This is a genomic window from Amycolatopsis sp. NPDC054798 (assembly GCF_053611505.1).
Genome location: NZ_JBSHAM010000014.1, coordinates 90,055 through 103,081, shown reverse-complemented (window position 1 = coordinate 103,081; position 13,027 = coordinate 90,055). Strand labels below are relative to the sequence as shown.

10 protein-coding genes and 1 pseudogene are annotated in these 13,027 nt (G+C 70.9%); 9 read left to right on the top strand and 2 right to left on the bottom strand.

Going from position 1 to position 13,027, the window contains the following annotated elements; translation table 11 throughout:
• Complete coding sequence (locus ACWGIC_RS12160) at positions 1-597, top strand: TetR/AcrR family transcriptional regulator (protein WP_452075933.1); 597 nt, start codon at positions 1-3, stop codon at positions 595-597.
• A gap of 422 nt (positions 598-1,019) precedes the next feature.
• Positions 1,020-1,408, top strand: a pseudogene (locus ACWGIC_RS12155) (DUF1360 domain-containing protein).
• A 202-nt stretch (positions 1,409-1,610) separates the two neighbouring features.
• Here ACWGIC_RS12155 and ACWGIC_RS12150 read toward each other — a convergent pair.
• Complete coding sequence (locus ACWGIC_RS12150; RefSeq protein WP_452075932.1) at positions 1,611-2,057, bottom strand: Hsp20/alpha crystallin family protein; 447 nt, start codon at positions 2,055-2,057, stop codon at positions 1,611-1,613.
• Between the two features lie 743 nt (positions 2,058-2,800).
• Here ACWGIC_RS12150 and ACWGIC_RS12145 point away from each other — a divergent pair.
• Complete coding sequence (locus tag ACWGIC_RS12145; protein WP_452075931.1) at positions 2,801-3,310, top strand: EF-hand domain-containing protein; 510 nt, start codon at positions 2,801-2,803, stop codon at positions 3,308-3,310.
• Positions 3,311-3,636: 326 nt separating this feature from the next.
• Here ACWGIC_RS12145 and ACWGIC_RS12140 read toward each other — a convergent pair whose 3' ends face one another.
• Positions 3,637-4,833 carry a cytochrome P450 gene (locus ACWGIC_RS12140; protein WP_452075930.1) on the bottom strand — a complete coding sequence of 399 codons (1,197 nt, stop codon included), beginning with the start codon at positions 4,831-4,833 and terminating at the stop codon, positions 3,637-3,639.
• Positions 4,834-5,384: 551 nt separating this feature from the next.
• Here ACWGIC_RS12140 and ACWGIC_RS12135 point away from each other — a divergent pair.
• From ACWGIC_RS12135 to ACWGIC_RS12110, 6 genes are all read left to right on the top strand, one after another.
• Positions 5,385-6,389: a streptomycin biosynthesis protein gene (locus ACWGIC_RS12135; protein WP_452075929.1), complete on the top strand. Its 1,005-nt coding sequence runs from the start codon at positions 5,385-5,387 to the stop codon at positions 6,387-6,389.
• Positions 6,390-6,490: 101 nt separating this feature from the next.
• The gene (locus ACWGIC_RS12130; RefSeq protein ID WP_452075928.1) at positions 6,491-7,504 is read left to right on the top strand and encodes an NAD-dependent epimerase/dehydratase family protein; all 1,014 of its coding nucleotides are present in this window, start codon (positions 6,491-6,493) and stop codon (positions 7,502-7,504) included.
• A gap of 109 nt (positions 7,505-7,613) precedes the next feature.
• Positions 7,614-8,690 carry a class I SAM-dependent methyltransferase gene (locus ACWGIC_RS12125; RefSeq protein ID WP_452075927.1) on the top strand — a complete coding sequence of 359 codons (1,077 nt, stop codon included), beginning with the start codon at positions 7,614-7,616 and terminating at the stop codon, positions 8,688-8,690.
• 58 nt (positions 8,691-8,748) lie between these two features.
• Complete coding sequence (locus ACWGIC_RS12120) at positions 8,749-10,452, top strand: hypothetical protein (RefSeq protein WP_452075926.1); 1,704 nt, start codon at positions 8,749-8,751, stop codon at positions 10,450-10,452.
• Positions 10,449-11,816 carry a cytochrome P450 gene (locus ACWGIC_RS12115; protein WP_452075925.1) on the top strand — a complete coding sequence of 456 codons (1,368 nt, stop codon included), beginning with the start codon at positions 10,449-10,451 and terminating at the stop codon, positions 11,814-11,816. Before ACWGIC_RS12120 ends, ACWGIC_RS12115 begins: the two co-directional genes overlap by 4 nt.
• 23 nt (positions 11,817-11,839) lie before the next feature.
• Positions 11,840-13,024, top strand: coding sequence for a cytochrome P450 (locus ACWGIC_RS12110; protein ID WP_452075924.1), 1,185 nt, complete (start codon positions 11,840-11,842; stop codon positions 13,022-13,024).
• Positions 13,025-13,027 lie beyond the last annotated feature (3 nt).

The window sequence follows — 13,027 nt, the reverse complement described above, 5'->3', positions numbered from 1 at the left end:
ATGGGGCATCACGGATGGCAGGGCAACCCGCCCGGCACCGAGGACGAGGCGCGCCGCCGGATCGTCGAGGCGGCGACGGCCTGCGTCGACCGCGTCGGAGCCGCCAAGACGAATCTCTCCGACGTCGCCGCCGAACTCGGCGTGACCCGGCAGACCGTCTACCGCTATTTCCCCCGCCTCGCCGACATTCTCCGCGCGGTGGCGCTGGCCGGCGTCGAGGAGTTCGCCGAGCGGATGGAACGCCATCTGGCCGCGTTCGGCAGCGCCGAAGAGGCCGCCGTGGAATCTGTCGTGTTCGCCGTCCGGGCCGTGCCCCGCGACCCGCGCCTGGGACTCCTCCTGCAGGCGGACGAGACCGACTTCTTCACCGTCGAAGTCACCTCTCCCCTGGCCTTCTCCCTCGGCGCGCGCATTCTCCGCAACCTGCCCGTCGACTGGCCCGCGGCAGGCGTCGCCACCGACGACGACCTCGAAGGGCTCGCGGAAATCCTGATGCGGCTCTTCATTTCCTTCCTGCACTACCCGACGCCGGGGCTCACCGACGACCGGTTGCGCGCGCTCGTCCGCCGCTGGATCGGGCCCGCCCTTCGCGGCTGACGCGGGTCAGCCCCCGCGGGCACGACGAGCTGCTCATCCGCCGCCGACGCACCTCCGGAGCGACGGGGCCGCGGATTCCGCGCCCGGCTTCTGAACGCGTCGTTCCCGGGCGAGCCGAAACCCGTGCCGGACCGGAAACTCGTGGTCCGCATGATCACCGGCGAGGGCGTTTCCGGCGGGCGCTTCCGGGTACGCAGTCCGCGAACAACTCCAGCGCGACTGCGCCCGGGACGAATCCCGGCGCGGCGCGGGCCCCGCTGCTTCCCTCGGCACGGCCCGCACCTGGATCGCCCGTTCCGAGCTGAGGAGGAAGGCTGTTGCCATCAGAAATCCGCCGCCGCTATGCCGGCGAGGCCGAACGGCCGCTGGGCGGCTATCTGGCTGTCTTGGCCGCGTACGGCGGGGCCGCCGGCGGTCTTGCCGTGCTGGGCCGGGCCGTCGGCGCGCGCCTGCCCGAACGGTGGGGGCTCGGCGACACGATTCTGCTGGCCGCCGCGACTTTCAAGGCGAGCCGGCTGCTCAGCAAGGATGCCGTCACCAGCCCGTTGCGGGCGCCGTTCACGCGTATGAGGAGCCGGCCGGCGAAGGCGAACTGAACGAATCAGCGCGCGGACACGGGGCCCGGCATTCGGTGGGAGAGCTTCTCACCTGTCCGTTCTGCCTCGCGGTCTGGGTCGCGAGCGGGCTGGGCGCCGGCCTCGTCTTCGCTCCCCGCGTGACCCGCTTCGCGGCGACCGTGCTGACCGCGGTCGCCGGTTCCGACGCCCTCCAACTGCTCTACGACGCCGGGAAGAAACTGGCGAGCGAGTAGCTGGCCCGTGTGCGCCGTTCGCGCTCCGAGACCGGAGCCGCGCGCGTTGCGGCGGTGTCGTACGCCCCTCTCCGCGAGGGCAGTGCGCCGAGAACGCGTTTCCTTCCGGTACAAGGGCTTGCGTTCTTTCGCCTGACCCGGGCGAGGGCGTCGCGCGACAGCTCCGGGCGAGCCGGGAGCCTCCGGACCGCCCGGAGCCGGCTCAGCTCCGGATTTCCTTCCGGCCGGATTTCCCGCCGTCGCCGATCTCGATCCTGCGGGGCTTCGCCTTTTCCGCGATCGCGATCCGCAGGGTCAGCACGCCTGCCTCGTAGTCCGCGGTGATGCGGTCGGCGTCGAGCGCGTCGCCGAGGAACAACTGCCGGGAGAAGACCCCGAGCGGCCGTTCGGAGACCTGCATCTGCACGTCCCCGCCGGCATGCTGGGGCCGCCGTTCGGCCTTGACGGTGAGGACGTTGCGCTCGACGTCCAGTTCGATGGCCCGGGGATCGACACCGGGCAGATCGAAACAGACGATGTATTCGTCGCCGGCGCGGCAGGCGTCCATCGGCATCGCGGCCGGCCTGGACCAGGTTCCCGGGGTCCCGGCCCCGAAGACCTGCTGAGCGAAGCGGTCCAGCTCGCGGAACGGGTCAGTGCGCATCAACATCCGGTATCCACCTCCACCTTTCAACGTTGGGCGTCAACACGCACCATCGTTGTAGCATGTCATCGGATCGATGACAACAGAGATGTCGTCCAGAGGACGACGAGTTTCCCGGACCCTGCCGGAGCCAAGGCCACGGCGGCGTCGGACGCACCCGGAGCGGGTCGGCAGACCCTTCGCCCGGCGACGTCCTCCACGCCTCGAAGCAAGCCAGCGGCCCTCGCCCAGAAGTGTCCATTGCGGACAGACCGCTGCCCGATGCTCCGCCCGGCATTTCCCCGCCGTCGCGGCGATCGGCGGGAAGCACGGTTCGACCGTCCCGCTCGCCCGGCTCTCTCTCCGCCGGAAAAACCCGGCAGCCACAGGCGCGCGGCCGCGCGGCAATTCCGGCGACGCGAACGGATTTCGCCCCGCCCGGATCTCGCGTGGCCGCGCAACGGATTCCGTTCCCGCCGCACGGAATATTCTCTTCCGCCCCGCCGCACCCGGCCGCCACCGCCGGTTGACCCGATCCGCCGGAAACACGAAAACCCTGATACGGCATGGAGGTGCCCGGCAACCGGACTACCGGGAGACACGGGCAGCGGAGTCAGAAACAGGAAAGAATCACGCCACGTTCCGCTCCGCCCACACTATCAGGTAAACGCCCGGTCCTCGCGACTGAAACCCATTGTGCTCGCGTCCGGGCGCTCGCATTCTGGTATTCGGAAACCCATCGACCGCCCACTACCCAAGGGGACTATCAGATGGCTAGCGCACCTGCGGATTCCGTCGACTCGGTGATCGCGGCGGAGTTCGACAAACTCGACCTCAACCACGACGGCCGCCTCGACTGGACGGATTACGAACTCCTCATCGACCGCTACCGGAAGACGGCGGGGGTCGGCGACGACGACCGCCGGATCAGGGAACTCCGGGCGTTTTACCAAATGCACTGGATGGAGCTGCTGCGGCACTCCGGGGCTTCCGGGGACCGCTTGTCGAAGGACGAGTTCGTCGAGGCCACCCGGCGCGCCACGGGCGATGCGAGCCGGATGGACAGCGCCAAGGTCGGCGGGCACGTGATCTTCGATCTCGTCGACGCCGACGGGGACGGCAGCATCAGCAGGGAGGAACTCGGCCGCTATCTCCAGGGCGTATGGCAGATCGACCAGTCCGACCCGCGCTACGACTTCGACGCGATGGACGCCAACAAGGACGGCGTGATCTCGCGGGACGAGTTCGTCAGCGGGATCCAGGAACTCCTTCAGGGCTAGCGCCGGAGCCGCCCGCCGCGGCCCGAGGAGTGCCGCGGGAGCACGGAAGTGACGAGTTCAGCCGGTATTTCCCGATCCGGGGCCGGAATCGGCCGGGCGAAACGTCGGCACGTATGCCTTTCGTCGCAGCATGGTTCGCGCGCGGAGGGCATGCGTGCCGACAATGCGTTTCGGCTGCGCTCGGGGGCCGGGCGGCAATAAGGGGTTTTCCCGCAGTGGGCAGAAGCGGCCGGGCGGGTCACCACCGGACGGCCTTCTCCACCGACGAAAACCGCCGGGCATTCACCGCCCGACAGCCCTCGCCACCGGCACAAGCCGCCAGCCGGTCACCACCGCACGAGCACCCGCTCCAGCCCGCCTACCACCAGCCCCTCCCGCACTCCCAGCTCCGCGGACGGCTCGGCCAGTTCCAGCGTGGGCAGCCTCCGCAGCAGCACCCGCAGCACGGCGTGCAGTTCGACCCGGGCGAGCGCCTGGCCGATGCAGCCGTGCGGCCCGGCGCCGAACGCGAGATGCGAGTTCGGGGTGCGGCGCAGGTCCATCCGGGCCGCGTCAGCGAAGGCGCGTTCGTCTCGGTTGGCCGCGCCGATGCTGCACACCACCATCGAACCCGCGGGCACGGTGCGGCCCGCGACCTCGATTTCGGCGGAGAGGTACCGCGGCACCCCGAAGCCCGGATTGGCGTCGAAGCGCAGCGCCTCTTCGACGGCGGTGCGGATCAGGCCCGGTTCGGCGCGCAGCCGGGCCCAGCGGTCCGGTTCGGCGAGCAGCAGCGCGGCCGTCTTGCCGATCATGCCCGCCGTCGTCTCGTAGCCGGCGACCAGCAGGCCCTGGCTGGTGCCGATCAGGATCTCCTCGGGGAGGCCGCCGCCGAACCCGTCGGCGAACCGGATGAACTCGCTGATCAGGTCGTCGCCGGGGGCGGCGCGTTTGGCGGCGATGTGCGCCGAGAAATAGGCGGCGAACTCCGCCTGCGCGGCGTCGATCTCGGCCTGGGTGAAGCGGGTCATCGCAAGCATGGTGTCCGACCAGTGCGCGAACCGGTCCCGGTCGGCGTCCGGCACGCCCAGCTGGTCGCAGATCACCCATCTCGGCAACGGAAAACCCAATTCCCGCAGCAGATCCGCGGGAGCCCCGCGCTCGATCATCGCGTCCACGAGGGATTCGGCCATCTCCTCGATCCGCGGCCGCAGCGCCTGCACGCGCTTCGGCGCGAACGCCCGGCTGATCATCTGCCGCCAGCGCTGGTGCAGTTCGTCTTCCGTCAGCTTCTCGCCGAACACGCCGCCGCCCTCGTTCGCGGTGACCCGCGCGGCGTCCGCGCTCTCCGGGTGCCGGGCGAACCGGGGGTCGGACAGCACCCGCCGGACGTCCTCGTACCGGGTGAGCAGCACTGCCCGGTCCCCGCTGGGCAACCGCACCTCCGCCGCCGGCTCCCCCGCCCGCAGGGCCGCCCATTCCGGCGGCGGGCTCAGCGCGTCGGGAAGACGGAACGGGTAGGCGGGCGCGTCGTCGCTCATCATGGACTCCCGAAATCGGCTCGGCTGCTCGATATCAGCGGGAAAATTCCGCGTGGATCGCACGAGCACGATAACACCTGGACGTCCGGGAAATTCTTCTCGCGCCGCGCTTTCCGGCACGAGCAACGGAGAATATTCCACGCCGCGCGGCTCGCCATCGACTGGACGGCAATTCCCTTGACGGGGAGCGACGCGGCGTCACCTGTCCGGGTTCCGGCACGGACGAAATCTCCCAGTGTCACCACAGAAAGGGGCGTCCGGGACCGACCGCGCGCCGCGCTCACAGCTCGCGAAAATCGCCCGGTAAGACTAACCCCGGAAGACTCGAATTCACCGAAACTCCCCTGTTCGGAGCGCATCCCCGGAATAGCGCTCCCGTGGACCGACGACTGCGTGCACGGTACCTTTCCCCGATTGGTCCGGACGGGCAGTGCGGAGCACTCGATCTTGGGAAAATTCCCCCGAGGGGTTGTTGTTTCTCCTCTTCCTCCTCAATTGTTGAGGACACCGGGCGTCCCCGGGCAAACGACCGCGTACGGAAGGGTGGGCACCGGATGGACCGCGAACCTCGCGAGGAAGCCGCGCACGCCGACCCGCCGTCGATCTGGCGCAGGTACAACGCGGACGGCGCGTCCCCCGAACTGGTGCCGGTGCGCGCGCTGCGGCCGGGCGATTCGCTGCGGGTGGCCGGGGTCGACGACGAGCACGCGGGCGTGCTGGCGAAACTGGACATCCGGCTGCCGCCGATCATCGTGCACCGGGCGACCATGCGGGTGATCGACGGGGCCCACCGGCTGCGCGCCGCGGAACTCGGCGCCCGCCGGCTCATCGAGGCGCGGTTCTTCGACGGCGACGAGCACGACGCGTTCGTGCTCGCGGTGGAGGCGAACACGGCCAACGGCCTGCCGCTCTCGCTGACCGACCGCAAGGCGGCGGCCGGGCGCATCATCCTGAGCCACCCCGCGCGGTCGGACCGGTGGATCGCACAGGTCACCGGGCTGGCCGCGACCACCGTCGGCGCGATCCGCAGGTGTTCGAGTGTCGAGGACGCACGGTCGAACACGCGGGTCGGCCGGGACGGCAGGCTCCGGCCGCTCGACAGTTCGGCGGGCAGGCGGCTGGCCGGGGAGCTGATGCGGGCGGACCCGAACCGGTCGCTGCGCGACATCGCCCGTGCCGCGGGCATCGCCCCGTCCACCGTGCTCGACGTGCGCAACCGGCTGGATCTGGGCCAGGCGCTGGTGCCCGTCCAGCGGACGGGCGGGTCGCGGCAGGCCCGGCGTCCCGCGCCCGGGCCGGACCTGGACCCGGCGGTGATCATGCAGACGCTGCGCCGGGATCCGTCGCTGCGGTTCAGCGAGGCGGGCCGGGCGCTGCTGCGCTGGCTGGACGCGCACGTCCTCGCCGGCCAGGCCGCCGCGCCGCCCGCGGAAAGCATCCCCCGGCATTGCCTCGGCACGGTCGCGGACCTCGCCCGGCACAACGCCCGGTTCTGGGCCGCGTTCGGCGAGCAGGTCGACGAATTGCGCCACCACGGCCGTCAGGCCGAGCGCGCCTGACCGCACCGCCGCCCGGCGAAATCTCGCGAACGACAGCCGATCCGCCGCGGAACTCCCCTCCGGTGCCCGCACCCAGCCCGAAGCCCAGATCGGACCCCCGCATGCAGCGCACCGATTCCGCTCGCGTGGCACTGATCACCGGCGGCCGCGGCTTCATCGGCACGCACCTCGCCGCCGGCTTGGCGCGTCAGGGACTTCGCGTGGTCGCCGCCGACCGGACCGCCTCGCCGGACGATCCGGTCGAGTCCGTCCGCCTGGACGTCACATCGTTCGCCGAATGCCTCGACCTCGTCCGCGAGGTGAAGCCGCACCTCGTGTTCCATCTGGCCGCGTTCTCGACGGTCGACTCGGCGTTCGGCGATCCGCACGCCTCCCTGGCCACCAACATCGGCGGGACGGCGAACCTGCTCGAAGCGGCGCGGGCGGTCCGCGGCGGCCTGACCAGGTTCGTGCTGGCCTCGACGGACAAGGTCTACGGGGAGCTGACCGGCGACGCGTACGTGGAGACCTCGCGGCTCGACGCCCGCGGGGTCTACGACGTGGGCAAAATGGCCGCCGACAACCTCGTGCGGCTCTACGGCGACGAATTCGGCCTGCCGGTCGCGATTCTCCGGCTGTGCAACGTCTTCGGGCCGGGCGATCCGCACACCGCGTCGCGGATCGTGCCGCGGACGCTGAGCAGGATCTTCGATCCCGCCGGGCCGCTTCCGCCGGTGATCTACGAGGGCTCGATGGCGCACGGCCGCGACTACGTCTACGTGTCCGACGTCGTCCGGGCGCTCGCGACGATCGCTTTCGACCCCCGGGCGCGCGGCGAGGCTTTCAACATGGTTCCGGCCGCGCACCGCACCACTCTCGACCTGGTGGCGGAAATGATCGAGCAGGCCGGGAAAGCGTGCGAACCGCACGACCGGGAGCAGGCGGCCGCCATTCGCAAGAACGGCTACGAAGTGGTGCCCGGAGCCGGGCTTCCGAGCGCACTGGAAAAACAGCACTGCGACGGACGGAAACTCTGCGCGCTGGGCTTTTCCAATCAGGTTTCGATGACCGAAGGGCTGCGCCGCACCATCGGCTCTTTCCTGCGCTGCCGGTTGGCCGCTCGTCGAACACGCTGATCGCTTGCCGCCCGCGACAGGCGTGGCTACGTTCAGGAAACCGGCCGGAGAACGCTGATTCCCGCCCGGATTCCCGGACCACGAGCCCTCGTATCGGAGGAGCGCAGCAATGGCGGTACTCGGCCGACGACCGGTTTCCGGCACTGCCGAGACCAGGACGCGCAGGCAGGCTTACGAGCACGAGCGGAAAACGAAATCCGCCGCGTTCTTCCGGCCGCGAAGCGCTTCGTGCCCGTGGTGCGATTCGCACGACATCCGGCACCGGATCACCGTCGCAGACACCCGGCAGTGCAAACCCGGCGCGTTCGATGTGGACGAATGTTCCGCGTGCGGCCACATCTTCCAGAACCCGCAGCTGACCGAAACCGGGCTGGCGTACTACTGCCGCGACGTCTACGACGGGCTGGGCCGCGAGCACTACGCCGCCATGGCCCGGCGATCCCGCTCCGCACACCGCGCGCGAGTCCGGTCGATCGGCGTCCTGGCCGCGCCTCGGCGCTGGCTCGACGTCGGGGCCCGGCAAGGACATTTCTGCCGAGAGGCCCGCACAATGCTTCCCACGACGGAGCTCTGGGCGCTGGACCCGAGCCCGGAGATCCTGGCGGCGGCCGAACGCGGCTGGGCCGACTTCGCGGACCGCGCTCCGCTGGCCGAGTTCGCCGAGGAACACCCGGCGGAATTCGACGTGGTCAGCCTGATCCACTACCTGGAGCGCACCGCCACGCCGCAGCAGGAAGTAGATTCCGTGCGCAAGGTGCTCCGCCCCGGCGGCGTCGCGCTGATCGAACTGGTCAACCCGCAGAGCCGTTTCGCGCGGCTGTACGGGAAATACTGGTACTGCTGGATGGCACCGCAGAACCTGCATCTGATGCCGTGGCGGAACCTGTGCCAGCTGCTGAAGGAACGCGGCTTCGCGGTGGCCCGGGTCGAACTCGGCGCGGCGAACAAGCCGTTCGACACCTTGGCCGCGTTGCTCACCGCGCTCAACCACCGCCTGCCGCCGGCCAGATCCTGGCCGTGGCTCAGCCGTCCGGCGGGCCTGCCCGGCAGGCTCTTCCGAAAAGCGGCGCTGGCCTTCGCCGCACCGGCGCTCGGACTCGCACTGGTGCTGGACCTGGTGTCGCAGGCAGTGGTGCGCCGCGGGCAGGGCGGCAACACCTATCGGATCGTCGCCGTGGCGCGCTGACCCGGACTTCGTTGCGCGGCAAGGCTTCATCACACGGGAAGGCGGAGCGGGATTGGACGTGCACGAGCTTCAGGCCCGGGCGGAAAAGGCCGCGGAACGCGCGATCACGAACCTGTACGATCGGCAGCGCGAGGACGGTTCGTGGGTGGACCGGTTGTCGTCCTCGGCGATCTCCACCGCGCTCGGCGCGCTTTCGCTCCACCGTGCCGATCCGGTCGGGTACCGGGACCGCGTCGACGCGGCCGTCCGGTGGCTGCGCGCCTATCAGCGCGAGGACGGCGGCTGGGCGATGGCCGACGCCGAGTGGCCGAGCAGCCCGGGAATGACCGCGTTCGGCCTGGCTGCGCTGCACGAGATCGACCGGGACGGCGCATCCGACGCGATCGAGCGGGCGTGCGCGTTCCTCGACGACAACGACGCGGTGAACGTCGTTCCCGGCCTGTCCGGCACGGCCCCGAAGACGTGGCCCGCCGCGCTGCCGACCATCTGGGCGCTGACCGGCCTGCGCGACTTCGAGCAGCAGCCGGACCTTCCGGTCGAGACCGTGCTGGTGCCGCGGAAGTGGCGCAACAAGGTGTCCATCGCGCTGCCCGCCATCCTCGGCCTCGGCATCATGCAGAGCCGGACCATGAAGCGCGGTCTCCCCCGCAGGCTCCTCGGCCGGATCGCCGAGCCGAAGGCGCTGGACTGGCTGCGGGAGATCTCGGGAACCAACGGCGGCATCGAAGAGTGCCCGATGATCGCCGGTTTCGTCTACCTCGGGCTGCGGCACGCGGGCGTCGGCACCGATCTGCAGCTGTCGTCCCTGCACTACCTGTTGCAGACCCAGCGCGACGACGGCTCGTGGGCCATCGACCGGGACCTGGAAATCTCGGTCACCGCCTACGCGGTCATGGCGCTCAGCGAATTCCGGGACCCGGCGGACGATCCGCTGCTGCGCAGGACCCGGGAATGGCTGCTGCGCAACCAGTGGACCAAGCCGTTCCGCCAGTTCGGCATCCCGGCGGGCGGATGGGGCTGGGCGAACCCGTCGGGCTGGCCGGAGTCCGAGGACACCGCCGTCGTGCTCGGCGCGCTGGCCGACCTCGGCGTGCCCCGTGCGCACCCCGCGGTCCAGCTCGGCATCCACTGGCTGCTGAAGATGCAGAACCGCGATGGTTCGTGGTCGGAGTGGGTGCGCGACACGCACATCATGAACGACCGGCCGTGTCCCGGCGTCACCGCGCACGCCGTGCTGGCGCTGCACCGGTTCGGCCTGCCGGACTCCCCCGGCTCGGCCCTCGCGCGGGCCCGCGAGTACCTGCGCGACCACCAGGACCGCGACGGTTCGATCGCGTCGGTGTGGTTCCGCGACAACACCCACGGCACCAGCAGGCTGCTGGAGGCGTTCGCGGCGACCGGCGAAGGCTGCTCGCCCACCGCCGGGGCGGCCCGGAAGTGGTTGCTGGCCAACCAGTCCGGCGACGGAGGCTGGCCGCTGCGGCACGAGCTTCCGCCGGAGGGCAGCACCGCGGAGGAGACGGCGTGGGCTTTGTTCGCGCTCCTCGCGGGCGGTGAAGACCCGGGCGGCCCCGCCGTGCTGCGCGCCGTGGAGTGGGTGGTGAACCACCAGGACGACCAAGGCGCGTGGCGGCCGAGCAACGTCGGGCTGTACTTCGACGACCTCTGCTACACCGACGACTTGATCGCGCACACGTTCGCGCTGCGCGGCCTCGGCCGCTGGCTCAAGGCGATGGCCCGCCGCGACGGAGCCGAGCGATGACTGGGCTGCGCGAGCGACGGGCCGCCCTGGACGCCTCGCCGGTTCGCCGATCGCTGCCGCCCGGGCCGCGGCTGCCCGCGCTCGTGCAGACCCTGATGTGGGCGGCGGCTCCGGTGCGATTCGGCAGTTCCTGCCTGCGGCGTTACGGCCCGTTGTTCACCGCTCGCATCCTCGGTTTCGGCAACGTCGTCTATGTCTGCTCTCCGGAGGGCATCCGCCGGATCCTGCGCGACGACGCAAGCGACTTCACCGCGGCCGCCGCGAACGAGCCGATCAAGTTCGTCGTCGGCCGCCACTCGCTGCTGATGTCCGACGGAAGCAGGCACGCCAGCCGCCGCAAGGAGCTGATGCCGCCGCTGCACGGCGGCAACGTCGCCGCGTACGTGGAGGTGATGGTGTCCATTGCGGAGCAGGAGATCCGGCGCTGGCCCGCCGGGCGCACCGTCCGGCTGCTCGACTGCTTCCAGCGGGTCACGCTCGAGGTGATGATCCGCGCGGTCTTCGGCATCACCGACTCGGCCCGGCTGGACCGGCTGCGCGTGCTGGTGCCGCGTCTGCTCGACCTCAACCCGCTGCTCGTCCTGCTGCCCGCGCTGCGCCGGAACTTCGGCGGATTCGGCCCGTGGGCGCGGTTCCAGCGGCTGCTGCGCGAGGTCGACGGGATCATCTACGCGGAGATCGCCGGCCGGCGGGCAGCGGGCCCAGCCGTCAGCGGCCGCGACGTGCTCTCGATTCTCCTTGCCCGCCAAGGCGAACCCGTCTCCGACGACGAGTTGCGCGACCACCTCGTCACTCTGCTCGCCGTCGGCCAGGAGACGACGGCGACCCAGCTGGCGTGGTTTTTCGAACGCGTGCTGCGCACTCCCGGCGCGCTCGACCAGGTCCGCACCGCGGCCCTCGGCGCGGACTCGAAGATGCTCGACGCGGCCATCCACGAGGCGATCCGCCTCCGCCCGTCCACTTTGGACGTAGGCCGGATCGGGACCCGGCCGTGGACCTGCGGTGCGTGGACTTTCCCTGCCGGGACGATGTTCGCGGTGTCGCTCGGCCTGCTGCACCGGTCCGCGGACCTCTACCCCGAACCCGAGACCTACTCGCTCGGGCGGTTCTTCCCCGCTGAGCCGCCGAGCGCGCACTTCCTGCCCTTCGGCGGCGGCACGCACCGGTGCCTCGGCGCGTCGCTGGCGATGGTCGAGATGCGCACGATCATCAGCACGATCCTGCGGCACGTCCGGCTGGAACCCGCTCGCACCGCGCCGGAGGCGGTCGCGCCGAAGGGGCCGATGCTCGTCCCCCGCCGGGGTGCGGAGGCGGTCGTGACGGAAAACCGCCTGCTGCCGAGCGAGCCGGAGGTCCGGGCGTGAGGGATTCGACCAGGGATTCGGCCGTGGCCGCCGCGCGCTTCCCGTTCCCGCGCGCGGCCGCCTTGGACCTCGAGCCGGAATACCGGTTCCTCCAACGATTCGAGCCGGTCAGCCGGGTCGAATTCCCGTACGGCGAGCCAGCCTGGCTGGTCACCCGGTACGCCGACGTCCGCACAGTGCTGACCGATCCGCGGTTCTCCCGCGCCGCCTCGCTGGGGCGCGACGTCCCCCGGGTCACCGAGGAGAACTTCACCGGCGGGATCGTCGCGATGGACCCGCCGGAACACACCCGGCTCCGCTCGATCTGCCGCCACGCGTTCGTCCCGAGGACTGTGGCCCGGTTGCGCGACCGCGCCACGGCGATCGCCACCGAACTGATCCTCGACGCTGTCTCGGGCGAGGAATTCGACGCCGTCGAGGAGTTCGCCCTGCCGTTCACCCTGAAGATGATCTGCGAACTGCTCGGCGTGCCCTACGCCGAGCGCGCCCGCTTCCGGGCCTGGGCCGAAGCGGGACTGGCGACCACCTCGATCTCCGAGGCGGAGCGGCTGGCCGCGACCGGGAAGATGTGGGACTTCGTCGTCGCGCTGGTGGCGCAGCGGCGGCGGCGCCCAGCGGACGACCTGATCTCGGCGATGCTCGCGGCGCAGGCGACCGGCGACGCGACCGACGCCGAACTGGTGATCGTGGTGATGACCGTGCTCGTAGCGGGCTACGAAACCACGTCCGCCCAGCTGCCGAATTTCCTCTACCTGCTGCTGGCCGACCGCGCCCGGTTCCAGGCGCTGGCGGGCGACCCGCGGCTGATCCCGTCCGCGGTCGAGGAGCTGATGCGCTACGTGCCGCTGGAGGCCAACGGCACGACCCCGCGCTACGCCGTCGAAGACGTGGTGCTGAGCGGGACGCGGATCGAGGCGGGCTCGCCCGTCGTGCCCGCGTCCGCCGCGGCCAACCGGGACCCGGACGTCTTCGCCGACCCGGACCGGCTCGATTTCGCCCGCGCGCCCAATCCGCACCTCGGGTTCGGCGCCGGCGCGCACTTCTGCCTCGGCGCGCCGCTGGCCCGGCTGGAACTGCGGGTGGCGCTGGAAGTGCTGGTCTCGGCGGCGCCGGGACTGCGGCTGGCCCGCGGCGAAGCGGGAATCGACTGGAAGACCGGGATGCTCGTGCGCGGCCCTTCCCGGCTCGCGCTGACCGAGAGGACTTGAGCC